At 58.2% G+C, this 20,719-nt stretch carries 20 protein-coding genes; 4 read left to right on the forward strand and 16 right to left on the reverse strand.

Annotated features, from left to right (window positions below; all coding sequences use genetic code 11):
* Nucleotides 1–5 precede the first annotated feature (5 nt).
* The 13 genes from ubiG to Q4T40_18165 all read right to left on the reverse strand — a co-directional run bounded on the left by ubiG (nt 6) and on the right by Q4T40_18165 (nt 11,775).
* Nucleotides 6–773 carry a bifunctional 2-polyprenyl-6-hydroxyphenol methylase/3-demethylubiquinol 3-O-methyltransferase UbiG gene (gene ubiG, locus Q4T40_18105; GenBank protein MDT8903152.1) on the reverse strand — a complete coding sequence of 256 codons (768 nt, stop codon included), beginning with the start codon at nt 771–773 and terminating at the stop codon, nt 6–8.
* Entirely contained in the window at nt 764–1,051 is a 288-nt protein-coding gene (locus Q4T40_18110; protein MDT8903153.1) for a DUF4405 domain-containing protein, read from the reverse strand. The genes ubiG and Q4T40_18110 overlap by 10 nt, the downstream gene beginning before the upstream one ends.
* Nucleotide 1,052: 1 nt before the next feature.
* Complete coding sequence (locus Q4T40_18115; protein ID MDT8903154.1) at nt 1,053–1,685, reverse strand: TetR/AcrR family transcriptional regulator; 633 nt, start codon at nt 1,683–1,685, stop codon at nt 1,053–1,055.
* Nucleotides 1,686–2,087: 402 nt separating this feature from the next.
* A complete protein-coding gene (locus Q4T40_18120; GenBank protein ID MDT8903155.1) occupies nt 2,088–2,777 on the reverse strand; it encodes a manganese catalase family protein in 690 nt (229 codons plus the stop codon).
* A gap of 199 nt (nt 2,778–2,976) precedes the next feature.
* Nucleotides 2,977–3,822 (reverse strand): methyl-accepting chemotaxis protein, encoded by an 846-nt coding sequence (locus Q4T40_18125; protein ID MDT8903156.1) that lies wholly within the window; start codon nt 3,820–3,822, stop codon nt 2,977–2,979.
* 22 nt (nt 3,823–3,844) lie between these two features.
* Nucleotides 3,845–4,471, reverse strand: coding sequence for a 3-oxoacid CoA-transferase subunit B (locus tag Q4T40_18130; GenBank protein ID MDT8903157.1), 627 nt, complete (start codon nt 4,469–4,471; stop codon nt 3,845–3,847).
* A gap of 14 nt (nt 4,472–4,485) precedes the next feature.
* Nucleotides 4,486–5,133: a 3-oxoacid CoA-transferase subunit A gene (locus tag Q4T40_18135; GenBank protein MDT8903158.1), complete on the reverse strand. Its 648-nt coding sequence runs from the start codon at nt 5,131–5,133 to the stop codon at nt 4,486–4,488.
* Between the two features lie 58 nt (nt 5,134–5,191).
* Nucleotides 5,192–6,244: a ketopantoate reductase family protein gene (locus Q4T40_18140; protein MDT8903159.1), complete on the reverse strand. Its 1,053-nt coding sequence runs from the start codon at nt 6,242–6,244 to the stop codon at nt 5,192–5,194.
* Between the two features lie 19 nt (nt 6,245–6,263).
* A complete protein-coding gene (locus Q4T40_18145; protein MDT8903160.1) occupies nt 6,264–7,838 on the reverse strand; it encodes a sodium:solute symporter family protein in 1,575 nt (524 codons plus the stop codon).
* Nucleotides 7,839–7,988 carry a hypothetical protein gene (locus Q4T40_18150; GenBank protein MDT8903161.1) on the reverse strand — a complete coding sequence of 50 codons (150 nt, stop codon included), beginning with the start codon at nt 7,986–7,988 and terminating at the stop codon, nt 7,839–7,841. It abuts the gene before it with no gap.
* Between the two features lie 45 nt (nt 7,989–8,033).
* Nucleotides 8,034–9,062, reverse strand: a complete 1,029-nt coding sequence (locus Q4T40_18155) for a ketopantoate reductase family protein (GenBank protein MDT8903162.1) — start codon at nt 9,060–9,062, stop codon at nt 8,034–8,036.
* Between the two features lie 20 nt (nt 9,063–9,082).
* Nucleotides 9,083–10,012, reverse strand: a complete 930-nt coding sequence (locus Q4T40_18160; GenBank protein ID MDT8903163.1) for a 3-keto-5-aminohexanoate cleavage protein — start codon at nt 10,010–10,012, stop codon at nt 9,083–9,085.
* 416 nt (nt 10,013–10,428) lie between these two features.
* The gene (locus Q4T40_18165; GenBank protein ID MDT8903164.1) at nt 10,429–11,775 is read right to left on the reverse strand and encodes a sigma 54-interacting transcriptional regulator; all 1,347 of its coding nucleotides are present in this window, start codon (nt 11,773–11,775) and stop codon (nt 10,429–10,431) included.
* 299 nt (nt 11,776–12,074) lie between these two features.
* Between Q4T40_18165 and Q4T40_18170 the strand changes: the two genes are divergently transcribed.
* Nucleotides 12,075–12,731 (forward strand): nitrite reductase, encoded by a 657-nt coding sequence (locus Q4T40_18170; GenBank protein MDT8903165.1) that lies wholly within the window; start codon nt 12,075–12,077, stop codon nt 12,729–12,731.
* Nucleotides 12,732–13,024: 293 nt separating this feature from the next.
* Here Q4T40_18170 and Q4T40_18175 read toward each other — a convergent pair whose 3' ends face one another.
* Both Q4T40_18175 and Q4T40_18180 read right to left on the reverse strand, forming a co-directional pair.
* Nucleotides 13,025–14,668 (reverse strand): alkaline phosphatase, encoded by a 1,644-nt coding sequence (locus tag Q4T40_18175; protein ID MDT8903166.1) that lies wholly within the window; start codon nt 14,666–14,668, stop codon nt 13,025–13,027.
* A gap of 43 nt (nt 14,669–14,711) precedes the next feature.
* Nucleotides 14,712–15,875: a twin-arginine translocation signal domain-containing protein gene (locus tag Q4T40_18180; protein MDT8903167.1), complete on the reverse strand. Its 1,164-nt coding sequence runs from the start codon at nt 15,873–15,875 to the stop codon at nt 14,712–14,714.
* A gap of 515 nt (nt 15,876–16,390) precedes the next feature.
* Here Q4T40_18180 and Q4T40_18185 point away from each other — a divergent pair.
* A complete protein-coding gene (locus tag Q4T40_18185; protein ID MDT8903168.1) occupies nt 16,391–17,680 on the forward strand; it encodes an MFS transporter in 1,290 nt (429 codons plus the stop codon).
* 62 nt (nt 17,681–17,742) lie between these two features.
* Entirely contained in the window at nt 17,743–18,378 is a 636-nt protein-coding gene (locus Q4T40_18190; GenBank protein MDT8903169.1) for a flavodoxin family protein, read from the forward strand.
* 63 nt (nt 18,379–18,441) lie between these two features.
* On the opposite strand, the gene Q4T40_18195 is transcribed toward Q4T40_18190, so the two are convergent.
* Entirely contained in the window at nt 18,442–19,035 is a 594-nt protein-coding gene (locus tag Q4T40_18195) for a TetR/AcrR family transcriptional regulator (GenBank protein MDT8903170.1), read from the reverse strand.
* 120 nt (nt 19,036–19,155) lie between these two features.
* Here Q4T40_18195 and Q4T40_18200 point away from each other — a divergent pair, with 120 nt between their 5' ends.
* Entirely contained in the window at nt 19,156–20,718 is a 1,563-nt protein-coding gene (locus Q4T40_18200; protein ID MDT8903171.1) for an AMP-binding protein, read from the forward strand.
* Nucleotide 20,719 lies beyond the last annotated feature (1 nt).

A 20,719-nucleotide genomic window follows, 5' to 3' on the forward strand; every position in this document is an offset into this window, starting at 1 on the left:
AGTTTTTACTTGGACTTTATCGCATAACCCATATAAGACACGCTCACATCGTCTCCTTCAGCCAGCGCAAAAACTTCCGCCAGTTCCCGTCCACCCAACCTGCCGCTCTTTATCGCCGGCAGCTTCCACAGTATGGCCGACTTGCGCCGTGACGTAAGCCCGCGCACCTCCCGAGCGGCCAGGTTATTTTTTTCCATCAGAGCAGCAAGCTCGGCCGGAGTGATGAATTTTTCCCATACATGCGCGTTCTCCGGACACAATCCGCTCCACTCCTGCCAGAACTTAATCATCACCAGCTTGCTTGCCAGCGTCCTGTTGACAGTTTCAAAGAAAAAAAAGCCGCCGCTCCTGAGAGTTCTCGCCGCTTCGCTAATCACCCTTCCGGCATCTTCAACATGTTCGAGAACATCGCAACAGGTCACGATATCGAAGCTTTCTTCCGCAAACGGCAACTCCTCGCCCCGTCCCACCCGGTAATCGATGAGGACACTGTTTGCTGCGGCATGCTCGCGCGCCGCCGCCACCGAGGCTGACGCCGGGTCGATACCCGTAACCGCAAAACCGTCCCTGGCAAACTCCTCGGCGAGAAAGCCTCCACCGCAGCCGATATCCAGCACCTTCCGCCCCGAAAGGCCTCCCTCCTGTACCTTCCGACGGAAAAATCCGTAGCGCACCGGATTGAGACAATACCTGAGGCTGGCGAACTCGAAGCCTGCATCCTCCCGCCACCATCGGTCGCCGCGCGTTTCGTACAAACCGTTGTTTACCGGCATCGTCCCGTCCCGCCTTTCCCGGTCAGTCCGAAATGCGCCAACGCCGTCCGACGGTTGACCAACAAATGGCCAAACGCGAGGATAATCATCAAATAGCCGGCTATCTCGTGACCCCGCCGCAAAAGGAAACCAACGGCCTGCTGCGGGGGTTCCAGGCCCCCCGGATTCGCCATGTAATCAAAGTCCCGATGTTCGTAATGGTGAATCATCACCCCGCTTGCCGCCACCCCGACAAACACCAGCATCAGCAGCAGCGACACCACTCTTCTTACAGCCATCTCAGCACACTCCCGCCGTATTCTCATTACCCCCCGCTCTGGCGCCCCTCCTCAGCGCTCTGACAACAAAAGAAAACATCGACGCCGCGTCCCTTATCACATCTTCAGCTTCGCGCGCCACTACCAGCGGCGGCGCGGTATACTCGGTAAACGCCTCCACAAACCGCAACGCGGTTGTCGCAGTATCGCCCGCCACCTCGAAAGCGCCGCACCGTATCCCCGCCAGCAGCACATTCTCCACCCTGCCCGCAAGTTCTCGCTGGATAACCTGACGGTGACCGAGCACCTTCTTGCCGATATAGCTTATGGCGCTTTCCATCATCAGTTCATAAACACCCCGGTTATTCCGGAGTTCCTCATTGTATCCTTTGATATGCCCCAAAATCAATTGCCGCAAAAGTGCTTCCGGCGGCAAGTCCTGTGCGGCCAGACCGTCGAGCCGCCGGATGCAGTGCTCCACCGCCCTTTGCCAGAAAGCGTCAATCAGTGCCTCCTTGTCGGAAAACTCGTTATAGATCGTGCCGACGCTTACCCCCGCTTCCCTGGCGATATCCTTGATCGTCGTCCTGCTGAGTCCGAATCTCGCGGCCAAATTTTCAAATATATTAAGAATTTCCTCGCGTCGCCCGTTCACTTAACCCCTTCTTTTTTGAACATTTTACGTTTCCATTCAAATATTACTAAGCCCGTGATCAAAAGTCAAGTCTATTTTGCCGTCGCCCCGACGCCGGTTCCAGCACTAAAAAAGCAGCCGGATATTCGGCTGCCCTATCAACGCCCCGCCGCTTGAACCGCCTGCAATGCCATGGCGATCCGCCGCTCCGGGGGCATACACGGCTGGTACCATTCCTGGGCAGGAGCATGCTCCCGCCGTTTCCGCGATTGGCATACCCATCCCGCCTAATGCCAAGCGCCTACCCCGCCGATCAACTGCCGTATCCCGCTCGTCCGACGTTGGCGGGCGATGGCGTTCTCCTCCCCTCCCACCGCTTATCCACCGAAAAAACCGCCTGACGGCGGTTTTTCCCGGCTATGCTTATTGGGGCTGCCTGGCTCCGGGGTCGGGCGTCCGGAACACGGGCGGCTGGGGGTCCTTGATATCGAAATACTTCCCCGGCGTCGACAAGTCAAAATACAGCCGGGCGTTTTCATCCACCCCCCAGTCCTGGGTCGAACTCGTCCCCTGCACCCGGTTAAAAGCCTGCCGGAAAAGCGTGTTATGGGCCTCCTCGCGGTTAAGGAGAAAATCGATCGTCTGCCGGACATACTTATCCTCAATCTGGCGGTGGAGATATTCGTACACCACCTTGGCCCGCTGCTCGGAGGCGATATTCGACAACAGGTCGGCGGGAAGGTCGCCGGTGACATTGACATAAGCCGCGGTCCATAAGTAGCCCGAAGCATTAGACAGCGCCGGGTTAAGCCCCATCAGCACATGACTCTCGATATGGCCCGCAGCCACCGCCGGCGCGTCCACGTCATGCCCGTTCAGCAGATTGACCGTCGTAGCCACCATCTCCATATGGCTCAGCTCCTCGGCGGCGATATCCATGAACAGATCCTTGATTGCCGGGTCCTTGATGCGGAAGCTCTGCGCCATATACTGCATCGCCGCCTTCATCTCGCCCTGGGGGCCGCCGAGCTGCTCGGTCAGCATCGCCGCATACGTCGGATTGGGCCTTTCCACCTTGACAGGCTGCAGCAATTCCTTATTATGCATAAACATCTGAGCATCCCTCCTTCTGTCAATAGTTTTTGCTTCCGGAGCACGCTCTATGCAGACGCAGCGGGCCCCCTGCGTAAGGGGCCCGCTGCGCCTGCGCGGCAACAATGACCGTTCACTTTGTAGCGCTTTATCGCCAATCACCCATTCCGTCAGCCACCCCGATCAGTTCGCCATTTACTCCCGGCCCAGCTTCCCGGGTTCAAACTTTCCTGTTCAGGCTTTCCGCCGCCGAGTCAAGCTTCGACGCCATAGCGCCGATGGACTGAACCGATTGCGCCACATCACCGATCGCTTGGGCAATCTGGGAAACCATCTCTTCGATGCGGCCAAGCTCCCCTTGATTAACCTCGCTATCATTCTGAACACTTTTTATAATTGCGGCGATTTTACTCACCGAACAGGCCGAATTGTCGGCAAGCTTCCTTATCTCATCCGCCACCACCGCAAACCCCCGTCCATGCTCGCCCACTCTGGCGGCTTCGATGGCGGCGTTTAGGCCGAGAAGATTTGTCTGTCCGGCGACGGTCTTGATCATATCCAAAACCTGCCTGGTCTCCTGAACCCTCACACCGGAGCTTTGCACCAGGTGGGTCAGGGACTTGCAGGCCGCGGCCACTTCCTCAGTCTGCGCGGCTACTTCCTCGGTGGTGCTGGCAATAGTGCCGATCGCATCGGTCAGCGACGCCGCCATCTCGTTCACAGCGTCGTAGAGATCCACCGACTCGACAAAGGCCACCGCGCCGATTACCTCGTTCCCCGCAGCGAAAATCGGGATCGCCGCCCCAATATAGGGAACACCGAATTTCTCCTTGCCGCCCCGCATATGGACAACCGCTTTTTCATCCATTGCCCTGACAATCGCCGTACCTGGTATTAATGCCATGCCGACTTTTACCCCGGTGTCGATTTTAGGGTTGACCAAACTAAAAAGGTACTTTTCCCTGTCGCACACCGCCATAGTGACGTCACCGCGAATAAGTTCCCTGACGACAGGCAGAACACGGAAGAACTCCTCGAAAACGCTTTGATTCGTCCCGGCGCTCATTCGTTTCACCCCCACCAGGGTCTCAGCAAGAACACGCAAACTCAGCGGCAGTTTTCGCTCTTATTTCTTCCACTGTTACCCCGGGATATGTTTCTTTCAGCACAAGCCCGCGCGAGGTCACTTCGAATACGCACAGATTGGTCACAATGAGATCGACGACCTTTCTCCCGGTCAGCGGGAGCGAGCACTTCTTCAATATCTTCGGTTCTCCGTCTTTGCTGGTGTGCTCCATGGCGACAATCACCTTCCTGGCCCCCGACACGAGGTCCATCGCCCCGCCCATGCCAGGCACCATTTTCCCCGGCACCATCCAGTTGGCCAAGTTTCCCTCCTGGTCGACCTCCAGCGCCCCGAGAACGGTCACATCCACATGTCCGCCGCGGATGATCGCGAACGACATCGCGCTATCGAACACGGCGCCGCCGGCGGCGATCGACACCGGCTTCCCGCCCGCATTCGTCAGATCCTCATCGACCCGTCCCTGCAAGGGCGACAGCCCGATGAAGCCATTCTCAGACTGAAGGATAACCTCCACGCCGGCCGGCAAAAAATCGGCCGCCAAAGTAGGAATTCCGATACCGAGATTAATTACATAGCCATCCCTGAACTCCTGAGCTACCCTTTTTGCGATCACAGTTTTGGCATCCATCACATTGCCCCCCCCTACCCCTGAACGATCCAGTCTACGAATATTCCCGGCGTCATTACCTCGTCCGGGTCCAATTGCCCTGCCTGGACGATCAGTTCGGCCTCCACGATAACCACCCCGGCTGCCGTCGCCATCAGCGGATTGAAGTTGCGGGCCGAACGGCGAAACACCAGATTCCCGGCGGTATCCGCCATGTACGCCTTCAGTAGCGCGACATCGGCCTTCAGCGGCTTTTCCAGCAGATACTCCTTGCCATCGACTTGTATCACTTCTTTCCCGTCGGCGACCATCGTCCCGAGGCCCGTGGGGGTGAGTACGCCCCCAAGGCCGGCGCCGCCGGCGCGAATCCTCTCGGCCAACGTTCCCTGGGGCACGAGCTCGACATCCAGTTCGCCGTTGTTCATCCGCCGGCCGGTCTCGGGGTTGGTGCCGATATGGGAAACGATGACCCTCCTCAGCCGGTCATTCACGACAAGCTTGCCGATTCCCCTGTCCGGCGTCGCGGTATCGTTGGCGATCACGGCAAGCCGGTCCGTGCCTCGTTGCAACAACCCGTCTATTAACTTCTCCGGCGTCCCCACGGCGAGAAACCCGCCGATCATTACGGTCATGCCGGCCTCGACCGCGTCGAGAGCCTTATCGAGTGTGCGGACCTTGTCCATCTTGTCCTCCTGCTCTTTTATAACCGGAGAAGCCGGATTCCTCCGGCTCCTCCGCTTCTTACAGGGTAACTCTGACTCCCGCCGCGTATTGCGCCAGCAGCGCGTCGAAACGGCTCAAGTAACTGAAATCGTTTACCCCTCTTCTGTTTTGGGCCTCGGTAACCAACTCCACGACTTTGTCGTTGAAGGGGGTCGGGACACCACTTTCCCGCCCCTTGCGGCAGATAATGCCGTTTATATAGTCGATCTCGCAGTCGCGGCCCTTTTCGAGATCCTGCAGCATGCTGGCCTTCAGCTTGACATGCTGCCCCCAGATCTTTTTGTAAAGAGGCATTTTCGCGGGTATTTCGCCGGGGTCATGAAACTCGAAAGATTCCATATCCTCCCCCTGCATTCTTGCCAGCCGCACTCCCTGCGCATGACTGACCTTGATGCACTCGTCGGCGATGAACGCCACGCAGGTCATCGCCTTGGCATCGGCCAGCACATCCCCGAAGGTGCACCCCAGCGCGGCCGACATGCCGCTGAAAGTGGCGTTCATCAGCACCTTGGCCCAGCGGATGCCCATCAGATTCGTCAGGATTTCCGTATTGCCCACGCACTGCAGGTACTCTTGCACCGCCGTCAGGCGGGGGCGGACGACGCCGTCCAGTTCACCGATTTCAAAGGCGAATTTCCGGACCGCTTCCTGGGTGGTAGTCAGCATCGAAACGCCCGGTTTCAGCCAGGTTGCGCCAAAACCCACCGCGCCCCCGATAGTCCTCTCCCGGCCTACGACCGCGGCCACACTTTCTTCGGGAATACCGTTCTGCAGCGTGCAAACGATGCTTTCCTCATGCAAAAACGGCAGCAGATTTTTTAACACCACAGAATTGGCCGTCTGCTTGTTGAGCAAAAACACCAGATCGTACTTTCCGGTCATTTGCTCGGGAGTGTACGCCCGCACCGGCACATTCAGCTCCATAAAGCCGGTGATCGTCGCCCCCGCGGCGTTAAGCGCCGCCACGTTCTCCACACTGACGTCGATCAGGTCGACGCTTTTTCCCTTATGATTCATCAGGGCGCCGATGATGGTGCCCAGAGAACCCGCCCCAATAATTGCGGCTCGCATAGAACTCGTCCCCTTGTTGTTATTTTGCCGCCGGTTTGGCGGTAAGCGATACCTTTTCATGAGCCGCTTCATCGGACTCCTGGCGGATGCGCAGGGCGACCGCGCGCGTAGACGGGCTCACGTCGGCCTCGAAATACGCCTCGTACGCCTCCTTGGGCGGAGCCTCCGTCATAAATACGGTTACCAGCACCGCGGCCAGCGACACTACAGCCCCGACGGCAAACGGGTTGGTAGCCCCCATTATCTTGGCGATAACATAAGTGCCCGCGCCGACGAACACCCCGGCATAGGCTCCGGCCCTGTTCATCCTCTTCCAGAAGAGCCCGAACCACACCGGCCACATGAACGCCGCGCCGAAAGCGCCATACACATAGGTGAAGCCCATGGCCAGAAGCATCGGCGGCTTTATGGCGCTGAGGACCGCCAGAACGCCGAGCAGGAACACCGAGACCCGCAGATGTTTCGTCGCTTTGGCTTCGTTCATTTCGCGGTTGGGGAAGAGGGCGCGATATATGTCGTAATAGATGGATGTCCCGCAGTGGAGCAGCATCGAGTTCGCCGTGGAAACCGACGCTGCCATGATGGCGATCAAAGTCATCGCGCCCACGAACGGGGGAGCGTACTTCTGGACGATGAGCGGCATGATGTAGTCGGTGGTCTTGCCGACCGGCAGGCTGGGCAGCAAGGCTTTGGCCCCCAGGCCGATGATTATCAGGCAGATAAAAATGGGGATAAGCGCGATTACCGTCCACATCATCTGCAACACGGCCGCCTTGGCGTTTTTCGGGGCCATGAAACGGGCGATCCAGTGCGGAGCCACCGCAGCTCCCAGGGCATTGGCCATAAAAATCGCCATCAGCGCACCCCAACCGAAGCTGCCCTCGGGAGAAAGCATGATCCCCGCCTTGATCGGCGGTCCGCCTACGTTGACAGGAGCGGTAGTCACGGCCACTGCGTCGAGAATATTGCCGATGCCGCCTGTCGCCGACAGGACGGCGCCCAGACCGAACGCCAGGCCGACGAGGATCAGGATGGCGTTGACGGTATCGGTCGCCGCCACCGACCAGAAGCCGCCGGTGCAGGTCATAAGCAGGAATACCAGGAAGCCGAAAATTGCCCATTCGTAAGGAATCCCGGTGATAGTATTGAAAACGATGCCAAAACCGACCACCTGCAGATGGGAGAAAATGAAATAACCGATGAACATGAGAACGGCCACGATAATTTGCAGACTGCTGACCTTCTGGAAAGGCTCATAGCGCATGCGGATAAACTCCGGGAAAGTCCGCGCCGGTATATCCGGCCGCCGGACCTTATAGGCGAGGAAGGGCATGATCGCCGTCGCCAGGAACCAGCCGGCCACCCAGCCGATGATCGCCGCCACGCCGGTGCGGTATAAAAATCCGGGAACGCCCATGACGGACGCGACGCTTACCCAGGTGGCGACAGAGGTGCCCACGCCGATGAACAGGCCCATCCGGTGGCCGCCGGTCGTGAAGTCCGACAGGCTCTCAACTTGCTTGGAGCTCTGCCAGGCCGTCCAGCCCAGAAAGACAACATATAGGCCGAAAACTATGATGTAAGATATGTCCATTTATTGCGCCTCCTTTTTTTCATAACTGAACAAACTACCTGTCGCTCCCCACCGTTTGACGCCGGACGCCTCGATCTTCATGCAAAGAATCAGAGCGACGACTAAAACGAACAAAATACTGCATCCCCAAAACATAAACGCTATGGCCACTGATTTCACCTCCCCGTTTTTGCGCGTTCCCCTCCGGAGCCCAGGTTATTTCGCCGCGGCGATAATGTCCTCGAATCTGGCGAGATAGCTAAAATCGTTTACCCCCTTCCTCGCCTCGGCTTCTTTCACCAGTTCCACCACCTTGTCGTTAAACGGCGTGGGAATACCGCATTTGCTCCCGCCGCGGCACACGACGCCGTTGATATAATCGATCTCGGTCTTTTGGCCCTTTTCCAGGTCCTGCAGCATGCTGGCTTTATTATTGTGGCGTCCCCACACCTTTTTGTAAAACTCCATCTTAGACGGGATGTCGGCCTTGCTCCCAAGCTCCAGGAAACCGAAATCGACCCCCTGCATCTCGACCATTTTATAGCCTAGCCCCCGGCACACCTTTATAACCTCATCGGCGATATGCGCCACGCAGACCATCGCCGTCGGGTTGGCCAACACCTCGCTGAACGTGCCGTTGAGCGCCGCCGACATGCCGCTGAAAGTCGCGTTCATCAGCAATTTGGTATAGCGGATACCCATCAGGTTGGTCAGGATAGTCGTCCCGCCGGCCGCGCCGAGGACATCCCTTACCTTTTCCAGGCGCGGGCGCAAAACGCCGTCTATTTCGCCGATCTCGAAGGCATATTTCTCGACCGCCTCCATCGTCGAGGTCAGCTCGGACACGCCCGGCCTCAGCCAGGTGGCGCCGAAGCCCACCGCGCCGCCGATCGTCCGTTCCTTACCCACGTAAGTCGCCACCGATTCCTCGGGAACGCCGTTTTGCAACGTGCATACGATGCTGTCCTTATGAAGAAAAGGGAGCAGCTTGGGTAAAGCGGTTTCATTGGCCGTTTGCTTCGTCAGCACCAACACCAGATCGTACGTCCCGGTCATCTGCTCCGGGGTAAGAGCCCTTACCGCCTGATGCAGGCTGAGATTGCCGGTGACCGTGGCGCCGTCGGCGTTCAACGCGTCCACATTAGCTTTGAATGAGTCGATCAGATCGACCTGTTTGCCGTTCCTGGTCATGAGCGCGCCGATGATGATGCCGAGCGCCCCTGCCCCCAAAATAGCCGTGCGCACAATAAGTCCCCCTGTAGCAGTTAATAATTTACCTTGTCAAGCCCCTTAAGAGATAGCATCGCCCGCGCCTCGTCGGCGGTCGCCGTCTCCAGCCCCAGCCGCTCGGCGATCTCCTTGAGCTGAACGACCTGCTCGGCGCTGGACTTCGCGAGCACCCCGGGCCGCAGATAAACATTGTCCTCCAGGCCGACCCGGGCATTGCCGCCCATGGCCAGCGCCGCGGTCACCAGCGGGAACTGAGCCTTGCCGGCGGCCGCGCACGACCAGACAAAATCGCCGATCTGCTCCCGGGCCGTCTTGACGAGATACGCCAAATTCTCCACCGTTGCCGGAATGCCGCCGAGAATGCCCATCACGAACTGGAGGTAAATCGGCTTTTTCACGATCCCCTTCTTGTAAAAATAGGCGATGTTGTTGACCATGCCCACGTCGTAGACCTCGAACTCCGGCCGGATATCGTATTTGTTCATGGTCTCGATGTAATACTCCATGCCGGCGAAGGTATTCGAAAAAATCAGGTCGTACGTGCCTTTCAGATGAGGGATCTCCCAGTCGTACTTCGGATTTTTGAGCTTGGAAGCGAGATCGGCGAATACAAAGTTGACCGATCCGGCGTTACAGGACGCCAGTTCCGGCTTGAGCTCCACCGCCGGAGCAAGACGCTCCTCCTTGGACATCCATACCGCCCCGCCGGTAGTTACGCACACAACCGCATTGCACTGCTGCTTGATCGAAGAAACGATGTGTTTCATAATCCCCAAATCGGAAGTCGGCTTGCAATCCTCGGGATTCCGGGCATGGATGTGGACCACCGCGGCGCCGGCCTCATGGGCTTTAACGGCATCAGCGATGATCTGTTCCGGCGTAGCCGGGAAGTAGGGGCTCAGGCTCGGCGTATGGGTCGCCCCCGTGACCGCCGCGGTGATAATAATTTTCTGGGTTGTCGCCATCTTGGATCCCTCCATCCGTATTTTTGTGCTGCTTATCCGCGAAGTGTCGTCAGTACCCATGGTTTGGCGACCTGCTTCAACTGATTTGCGTGTAACTATATAGAGCAAGAAGCATGCCACACTGTTTTTATGTAAAGTCCATCCACTCGTTCCACCCTGCCTGGACCCGCGCCTTTTTCCGCCAGGCCTGACGCCGCAAGCCTCCGAGCCCATCTGATCGAGCCGTGGGTAGTGCTGATCCTGGCATTAACCAGTCTACAAACGACGCCGCAATTAGCCGTCAAAAGTGTAAGCGAAAAGCAACACAAATCTTTGCGAATATTAAAAAAGTTGCCGCCATTCCCAACAATCAAGCAAAAAGAGACAGTGTAAGTAATTACTTACACTGTCTCTTTTTGCTTACACTATTTTTCTCGTCAGCTTATACCCAGGCGGCGCATTTTTTGATAAAGCAGCGGTCTGGCGATATCCAGCAGCTCGGCCGCCTTCTTTTTATTTCCCTGAGTAGTCCGCAGGGCGTCTAAGATCATTTCCTTCTCGGTGGCCGCCTTGGCTTCCTGGATGCCGCGTCCGGCGGTCAACTGCCCCCTGTTCTCGATCTTCGGCACCAGCCACTCGAAGTGCTTGGCTTCAAGAACATTACTGTTGCATTGGTTCACCGCTCTCTCGACGGCATGCTCCAGCTCGCGGATATTTCCCGGCCATTCGTATTTCATTATCAGCCCCAGAGCCTCCGGGGCCACAGACACCGTCCCCAGTCCCGCCTGATCCCCGTATAATTCCGCGAACTTTTCCACGAACAGCGGTATATCCGCTCGCCGCTCGCGCAACGGCGGCAGTTTGATCGGAATAACGTTCAACCGGAAAAAGAGGTCCGAGCGAAAAGCCCCCCGCGCGACCAAATCTTCCAGACTGTCGTTGGTAGCCGCCACGATCCGGACATTGACGGGGATGGAGTCGGAGCCGCCCACCCGCTCGATTTCCTTCTCCTGCAGCACCCGCAACAACTTCGCCTGAGCCGCCGGTGACAACTGGCTTATCTCGTCCAAAAACAACGTTCCTTTGTTGGCCTGCTCGAATTTGCCCTTTTTCCCGGACTTTCGCGCCCCGGTAAAAGCACCCTCCTCATAACCGAACAGCTCCGACTCGACAAGCTCCTGCGGAATGGCCGCGCAATTGAGCTTAACGAAGGGATAATGGGCCCGCCGGCTTTCCTGGTGCAGGGCATGGGCCACCAACTCCTTGCCGGTGCCCGTTTCCCCCTGGATCAGCACCGTTGAATTCACCGACGCCGCCTTGAGGATCGCCGCGCGGATCTCCCCCGCCGCGCTGCTGGAACCGATAATATCCGCCAACGAATACCGCACCCCGGAGTATTTCTTGACCTTCTGCTTGTAATAGTCAAGCTGGCTTTGCAGCTCCTTTATCGATTCAAACAGCTTCTCCGCCACCTCGAATACCTGGAAAGACATCGCGCCGATCAAGACCCCGTCCTTCATCAGCGGCATCCTATTGCATATCAGCGGCTTTCCCTGGTGATAGAACACATCTCCCAATATCGGCTTGCCTGTTTCAACCACCAGGGGCAGTTTGCTGGTCGGCACGACATCCTTCACGTTACGCCCAATAACGGCCTCAGGGTCCAACCCCCTCGACCGCGCGTACTTCTCCTCGAAGAAAACGATGCGGGATAAATGATCAACGACCACCAATCCCCACATATGCGCGAATACCTGTTTCATGATCTCGCTATGCTTCGCCAAGTATACCCCCCCTCCCCAGGCCTGAGACCGTCAAATTCCGCAAAAACCGTTCCCGGGTCGCGTTCCCTGATACCGGTAGTATTTGACCCGCACGCGCCAATACCTTCACCGCACATCGATTTCCCAACAAATGCATGAAAAAATGCCCGGCGCCAAGGACGGCGGGGCTCGATAAAGTGACCTAAATCACTTTCTCACAGTATTATTTTTACTATACTTGATACAATAGCGCCAACTCATTACCTGCTGCCGACAGTCCCCCTGCTTAATTCTATTTTCACAATCGAAGGAGGAGCACCATGACGTTACCCATCGCCAACATCCCCTTCATCAACAAACGCGTAAAATTCCCCGTCACCCCCCATATCCCCGCCGGGCTTACCACCCCGGACCAGCTCAGGCAAATCGCCGCCATCGCCGAAAAATACGGCGGCAGCCTTAAGATCACCGGCGGCGGCATCGTCATCCTCGGCCTCAGCGTCGCCGACGGCGAAAAAGCCCTCGCCGAGCTCGGCGCCAAGCCCGAATCGTTCATCGCCAAAGCGGTGAGGGGCGTTGCCGTCTGCCCCGGCAAACCCCATTGCCCCATGGCCCGACAGGACAGCACCGCCCTCGGCCTCGCCCTCGACGCCGAATTCTTCGGCCAGCCCACCCCCGGCAAACTTCGCCTGGGCATCAGCGGCTGCCCCAACTGCTGCGCCGAAGTGATGGTCAAAGACATCGGCCTGTACGGCACCGCCGAAGGCTTCACCGTCGCCGTCGGCGGCAACGCCGGCCGCAGCGCCAAAATCGCCCGGGTAGCGGCCGAAGGCGTACCCGCCGGCCAAATCGCCCCCCTCGTCCGGTCCATCCTCGCCTTCTACCGCGACCACGGCAAAGACAAAGAACGCCTCGGCGACACCATCGGCCGCGTCGGCTGGGAGGAATTTCTGACAGCAGTCTTCCCTCCCCGCTAGCCCCGCTGCGCGCGCCTGTTTCCACCCCAATACAAATTTGTCGCGTTTCTCCATATAATCCCCGCCACAATGGAGGAAATCGCCTCCTCCAGCCAAGCGCTAGCCCGGATGGCCGAAGAACTAACCAACGCCGTCAGCAGGTTTAAAGTATAATACACTTCCAGAACAAAAGCCGCTTACGCAAAAGGGTCGGCCGGTCCCGGTCGGCCCTTCCTTCTTCTCCGGGCAGCCCGTTTGTCAACGTCAAAGGGGCTGCCCTGTTTTTGCGACAGCCCCTTCCGTAAAGCCTGGGGTTACAGCCCCGCGGCCACGGCCAGCTCGACCGCCTGCCGGGGCACGTACACCTTGCCCGTCTTAGCGGCCAGCACAGTCAGTCCGTGCATTTCGCAACTCGTGCCGCCGGCCCTGACGATATCCTTACTGATCGGCAGCTCGACTCGCTTCATTCCCTTTTCCACCACCAGCACCGGATTGGCGGCATCAGCTTTATCCAGCCTCACAGTCGCGCCGATGGCGGCAAATGCCTTGTCGGCCTCGACGAACAACTTGCCGTCGACGGCATCCAGGTCGAGGCCCAAAGCTCCCGCCTGCGCCAATGCGAGGTCGGTATTCTGGATGAGGCCGGTCGGTCTGTTGGGGCCGTAAGCGTACAGGAACACATCCTCGCCGGTATGGCCGTTGGTGGTCCAGCCGATCACCGACCGGCGGGAAATCACCGGCCCGACCGCATAATTCATGCTGCCTTTCTTGGCTTTCTGGATTGCCGTCACTTCCCCGGCAGTCAGGTCATCGACGCCGTAGTAATTGCTCATGACAAACCGGATATTGCTCTCGGAAAGATCGCCATCCAGCACCTTCTCGATCCCCTCGCCGGTAAGCGTCGCTTTTTTAAGCGGGGCGATCAGCGCCTCGAAAGGCAGCTTGTCGTAAGTGGCGTCGGTCGTCTTGTTGCCGATCGACATGCCGCCGTTGCCGTGGTCGGTAAAGCCCAGCACCAGCGTCTGCCCGTCTTTCCTGGCGAAGTCGAGCGCCACCTTCATCGCTTCGTCGAACGCCAGCACGTCGCTGATTACACCGATGGGGTCGTTGGCATGGGACGCCCAGTCCACCTTGCTGGCTTCAACGAACAGGAAGAAACCGTTCTTGTTCTGGGAAAGCAGCTCGATCGCCTTCCCGGTCATCTCCGCCAGGCTTGGCTCCTCGGGGCGGAAGGTCGGGCGGTCGAACTCGTAGGCCATATCGTCCATGGCGAACATGCCCCAGACCTTGCCGCTCTTTACTGACGCCATCTGCCCGCGGTCTTCCACGAACCGGTAGCCGCGGTCCTTCAACACGGCGACGAGATTCTCGCCGTCGGTGCGTTTCCCGCCCTGCGCCACGGGAAGAAGATACTGCTTGCCGCCGCCGAACACCACGTCGATATCGAGGTAAACCTGCTGCTCGGCGATATCGTTATAATCGTTGCGGTTGAAGGTATGGGCCGAATAGCCGGCGGGGCTGGCGTGCTGGATGTTGGAGGTGGCGACCAAGCCCACCGCTTTACCCTGCAGTTTGGCCCCCTCCAGCACGGTGGCGCCCGGCTTGTACTTCAACTCATCCGCGACCGGGGCGACCCCGGGCATCGTAGTTTTCGCCGGCAGAATACCAATGAACTTGGAATTTGACTTATGGCCGGTGGCAAAGGCAGTCGACGCCGGCGCCGAATCGGATATAAGACTTTCCGCGCTGTAAGTGCGGATCGCGCCGCAGATCATCTCGTCGGAGACCAGCGCCTTCCCGCCGTTATACCAGCGGGCGACCGTGGCATGAGTGGCGCTCATGCCGTCCGGCATCACGATAATGACGTTTTTCACCGGCGCCTTGGCAAGCGCACCGGCCGGGAATAAGGGAATAAGCAACGCGGCTAGCATGAGCCAAACGGCAGCTTTTCTTTTCACAGCTTTAGCCTCCAATTATCTTTCTTTTCTTCGCGGTCGCTTACTAGGCGACCACCGACTTGACAGCCTCCACCAGCGCACCCTCGTCCTCGGTTGTCCAAATCAGGTACAGCTGTTCGAGAGTCGCCTGGGAAAACACATAGTTGCGGAACGCGAAAAACTTCGCGGTTTGCAGGTCGGCATCAGTCATGCCGTACTCCCGCTTGGCAATTTCGCCCACCTTGGCGATCGTCCACTTCGCAGACGGGACAGACAATACCCAGTCATGGTCTCCCAGATGAGTGATAAACCCTTCGACGCGGCGAGGCAGGGGAAGGGTTTTGCCGTCGGCGGCCAGGAGGCCGAGCGCTACAGGGTCTTTATCGGCGAGAATAGCCGCCGCGGAAAGCCAATTGACCACATCGCGCTCATCGTTGGCCGACCCCGGATGATTATGGGCGCAGGCCATCGCCACGACAAGCTCGGCCGGCATTTCGCGGTGGATGAGCTCGGCGATGGTGAGAACGTGGTGGGCGCCCGTACCGGCGATCGGGTACTCGGTACGGGACGCACCGCTTTCCTGCCACTGGAAAACCCACGGCTTATGCAGGTCGTGTAGCGTCTGCGCGGCGACGACGATATCGCGGCTCACCTGATAACCGTATACATCCTTGTACGCGTTGTAAAAACCTAGCGCAGCCTTTACGTTGACCGCCACGTGCGTGGCCAGCCCGCCGGGGTAGGAATGATGACTGGCGTAGCCGCTGCCGGGAGCGGCATAAAACGGGATTACTGCTTGGTTTGGGCTCTTGCAGGGCGGCAAAAACTCGTCGTAGGCGGCGCCGTCTTTAAGGTACCCGGCAGCCACCAGGCGCCTTTTCGCGTTATCCTTTTCGGCATCGCCCGGATACAGTTCCATCAGACGGGGCGCGGGATTCTTCAATATTTCCAGTGTCGTGCGGCGGATGGTCTCGTCCTGTATTTCCCGGGCAGTCGTTACCAGAAAATCGTAGGCGGCCTTAACGTGGGAGGATCGCTCCGCCATAGCGACCGGCTTCATAGCCAGGCACTCCGGTAGCGGCAGCTTCTTGGCCTTCAGCGCCGGCGCTTTCGCCGCGGCGGGTTGCGGCAAAGAGGCAAACGCCAGCGCGGCCGCGGCCCCTGCCGACATCCTGATAAAGTCGCGGCGGTTACAGTCGAGATTCATCTTGTCAAACGGATTACTCATTTTATCCCTCCTGGTATTCATCTGCTAACTCTATTGTAGCGGGAATAAATTCCTTGATTGTTAACCGCCTGTTAATTATATGTAAAATATTGGATAAGGGCCGCTGCCACCCTGTCGGCGGCAGCCCCGCGCCTATAAACCGCCATCGCCAAAACCGGGACAGCGTATTTGGCCTTGCCGGTCGCGATGCCCGCCCCTCCATAATATCCGGCGACGGTCCGCCGGATATTATGCCTGCCCGGCCTGTCAGGCAACCAATTGTCGCAACGTTTTGAAAAATCGTTGACACCCGTCATCATCCCGTGATACATTTAATATGAAAACTGACTCACTATTCATATAATTTCTTATCGAGCGAAATTATATATTTTTTTTGCGGCAAATATGAATAGTGATTCATGTTTCATGTTAAGCGCCCTTACAAAGAGGAGGGGAGTGGCCCGGCGGTATTTTATTTAGGACGTCCATAGTCTGCCAAACAAGACGACCGAGCGATTAGAAAGGGGATGAAACAATTGAAAACAAGCACAAAGGTCATCATCGCCGTACTTTTTTGTTATTTCGTGGCCTGGCTCGACCGTATGGCCATCAGCATGGCGCTCCCGTATATCGGCAAAGAGTTCAACCTGTCGGCCACAGCGCTTGGCGGCATCCTGAGCGCCTTTTTCATCGGTTACGCCGGCTGCCAAATTCCGGGCGGCTGGCTGGCCGACAAATTCGGCGCCCGGCGGGTAATCACAAGCGCCCTGGCGGTGTGGTCGCTGTTCACGGCTTTCACCGGCATGGTATCCAATATCACCCAAATGCTCATAGTCCGCTTCGTGTTCGGGGCCGGCGAAGGCGTTTTCCCCGGCCCGGTATGGAAAATCGTCGGCAGCTGGTTCAGCAAAAAAGACCGCGGCACCGCCAACTCCTGCGTCCTGACCTCGACAACTTTAGGCCCGGCCATCACGCCGCTGCTGGTGGCCCCGCTCATCGCCGCTTACGGCTGGCGCGCCGTTTTCTATATCCTGGGCGCGCTCGGCATCGTTTGCGTCTATATCAGTTGGCGCTACATCGTCGACAAGCCGGAAGAGTACCCGGGAATCTCGGCCGAGGAGGTCCGGCTCATCAAAGAACAGCGGGCCGCGGACGAAGCGGCCGCCGCAGGCATGGAACAAAGCATCGCTCCCAAGGCGTCCTTCTGGGAACTTATCCAGGAGCCGCGTATCTGGGTCATGTTCTTCGGCGTATTCTTCCTGACCGTCCCCATCTGGGGCTACATGACCTGGCTGCCCACCTACCTTGTAAAAGTGCGCGGCCTCACGCTGGCGAAAATGTCCATCGCCGCCTCCATCCCCTTCTTCGTGGCCACCGTCGGCATGCTGTTGTCCGGCTGGATGTCCGACAAATTCTTCCGTGGCCGCCGACGCTACCTGGTCATCGCCGCCGAGCTCGTCGGCGCCTTCTGCCTGTACCTGTTCTACACCACGCCCTCGGTGGAATACGCCACCCTGTACCAAAGCCTGGCAGCCGGCTTCCTTTTCATGGCCCTCGGCTCCATCTGGGCGCTGCCCGTCATCTACCTGCCCGAAAACCTTATGGGCTCCGGCAGCGGCTTCGTCAACACCGGCGGACAACTGGGCGGTCTCGTAGCCCCGTTCGCCCTTGGACTCGTCATCGACTGGACGGGCGGCAACTATGACGCGGCCTTCAAGCTGCTGGCCTTCTCCTGCCTTATCTCCTCCGCCATAATCTTTCTCGGCATCCGGGAAAAGAAAAACCCGGCCGGCCCGCTGCCGGCCGCCCAGGCTACCGGCAGGTGAAGCTGCCGGCCTGCCGAAATGCTCCTCTAGATCACCAAATTCCACGCAGGAGGGATATATAGATGAAAGCGTTGGCGGTGTGCGGCTCGCCGCGGAAAAACGGCAATACCGAATATTATCTCCGGCTCTTCCTGTCAGAACTGGCGGCCAAAGGAATCGAGACCGAATTCCTCTGGCTGGGCGACAAACGGATTCTGCCCTGCAAAGGCTGCTACGGCTGCCTGGAGCACAAGGCCTGTGTCCAGCAGGACGACTTCGAAGAAATTTTCGCGCGGATGCAGGCCGCCGACGCCATCATCGTCGGCTCGCCGGTATACGTAAGCAAGCCCACGGGCCTGTTGGCCTCCCTGCTGGAGCGGGTCACCTTCTCCGCCAGGGCCTCGGGAAGGATGCTGTCGGGCAAGGTCGGCGCGCCGGTGACCGTGGCGCGACGGGCCGGGCAAACCTTTGCCTTCGCCGAGCTCCTGCTGTGGTACTTCATCAATGACATGATCATTCCCGGCTCGATGTACTGGAACGTCGGCGTGGCCGGCGCCAAGGGAGCCATCGACGCCGACCGCGACCTGGAAGGAATCGAAATCATAAAATACGCGGCCGCCAACATGGCCAGAGTTATACAAGCCTTGCAGACGGCCGGCGCCAACGCCCCGGTCGACCGGGACAAACTCTTCTTCACCCCGCCGGCCTCCGACAAATAAAAAAACGGGTTCGCCGACCGCTTCGGCGAACCCGCTCCCGCATACAAAAAAGCTAAACCGTTATCAGGTACTAAACGCACCCCGGCGGATAAACCTCATGATCTCGTGGATAACCTCGTCCGGCACTGGCTTGCCGTCGAAGATTATCCATTTGAGACCGATGAAATTCGATATCCCGATCAGGCTGTATGCCAGGATACGGGGATCGATATCCGTCATCTCGCCCGCCTTCTGGGCGGCCTTGAGCTTCGACACATATCGCTCGGCGAACTTTTCATAGTAATCGCGGAACAGATCGTTATCGACAAACTGCGCTTCCCAGATTATCTTATACAAACCGCGGTGCTTGCTGACAAAATCGAAGAAAGTTTTGAAACCGATATACTCCTGGTCATAGCGGGTCGCGCAGCCGGTCGCGGCGATTTCTATCTCCCTGCGCAGCGTATGGCCGAGGTTCTCGAGTAAATAGCGAAAAACACTGATCTTGTCCTCGAAATATATGTAGAAGGTTCCGGGCGCCACTGAAGCCGCGGCCGTGATATCGACGACCGACGTGTTGTAATATCCCTTTTCGGCGAAAAGCTGTTCCGCCGCGCGGCATATTTTCTCCAGCGTTTCCTGTCCTTTCGCCGTCTTCGGCAGATTGACGCTAGCCAAATGTTTCTACCCCGCTTTCACCACAACCGTAAACCTATTATAACACCGATCGCCAAAGTCAGCCACCGGCCGTCCCCAGGCCCCGCCGGCCGGCGATCACCTTCACAAGGAGGCACAGCCATGGAACTCCAGACTTGGGTCGGAAATTACGCCTACTTCCGGGCGAGAACCTCGCCCGACAAGGAAGCGATCCACGACCTCGACAACGACGTCCGCTACACCTACCGCGAGCTCGATCGACGGGCCAACATCCTCGCCAACCACCTCGCCGCCAGGCTGGCCGTCGCCAAAGGCGACCGGATCGCCTTTTTGTCACGGAACCGCATCGAGCTTTTCGACGCCTACTACGCCACCGGAAAAACCGGAACCGTTCTCGTCCCCTATAATGCCAGGCTGTCGGTCGACGAACTGGCCCAGCTCGTCGCAAGCGAAAAGCCTTGTGTGCTCTTTTACGAGGACACGTTCGCCAAAATAGTCGCCGCCCTCAAAACGAAAGCCAGCATCAAACATTACGTCGTCCTGCCCGATACCCGGGAATCCCTGCCAGACCCCAATTACGAAGAAATCATGGCCGACGGCGATCCCACCCCGCGCAGTTGCCCCGGCCTTTCCCTCGACGACACCCACCTTATCATCCACACCGGCGGCACGACCGGCCTCCCCAAAGGCGGCATGATCTCCCACGGCGCCATGCTTTTCAACGCCATGAACGAGATAATCACCTGGGGCGTCTCCCATACCGACAGCGCCCACCTGCTGCTGCCCCTCTTCCACACCGGCGGCTGGAACCTGCTGACCCTGCCCCTTCTCCATGCGGGCGGCCGCCTGCTTATCAACAAGCAGTTCGACCCCAAGACCGCCCTGAAAATCATCGGCAGAGAAAAGCCCACCTTCGTATTCGGCGCCGCGACCATCTTCCGCATGATGATCGACCAGCCCGAATTCGCCGCCACCGACTTCTCCTCCGTCAAATGGATAATGGCCGGGGCCGCGCCCACCCCCGTCAACATCATGGAGAAATTCTGGGACAGAGGCATCCGCTTCGTGCTCGGCTACGGCATGACCGAGGCCGGCCCCAACAACCTATCCGTGCCGGCCGAGTTCATAACCCGGGACGTTATCCGGGAAAAATACGCCTCTGTTGGCAAACCGATGTACTTCACCCTCGCCAAAATCGTCGATGACGCCGGCAACGAACTCGGCGACGACCAGGTCGGCGAGCTCGTCTGGAGCGGACCGCAGATTTTCAGCGGCTACTGGGACAACGAAGCCGAGACGAACAAAACGCTGCGCGACGGCTGGATCTACACCGGCGATATGGCCAGGCGCGACAAGGACGGCTACTATTACATCGTCGGCCGGAAAAAGAACATGTTCATCAGCGGCGGCGAAAACGTCTTCCCGCCCGAAATCGAAAGATTACTTTATGAGCTGCCGGAAATATACGAAGCATGCGTGATCGGCGTCCCGGACGAAAAATGGGGAGAAGTCGGCAAAGCGATCATTTCCCTGCGCCCCGGCCACACACTGACCAGGGAAAAGGTCCTCGCCTTCCTGAGCGACAAACTGGCCCGCTATAAAGTGCCGCGCTATATTAGGTTCGTCGACGACCTGCCCAAAAACAACGTCGGCAAAATCGAAAATTCCCGGGTAATCGCCCTGTACGGACAGCCCGAAGATTAAG

This window comes from Selenomonadales bacterium 4137-cl (assembly GCA_032334055.1).
GTDB classification, from domain to species: domain Bacteria; phylum Bacillota; class Negativicutes; order Sporomusales; family UBA7701; genus Anaeroselena; species Anaeroselena agilis.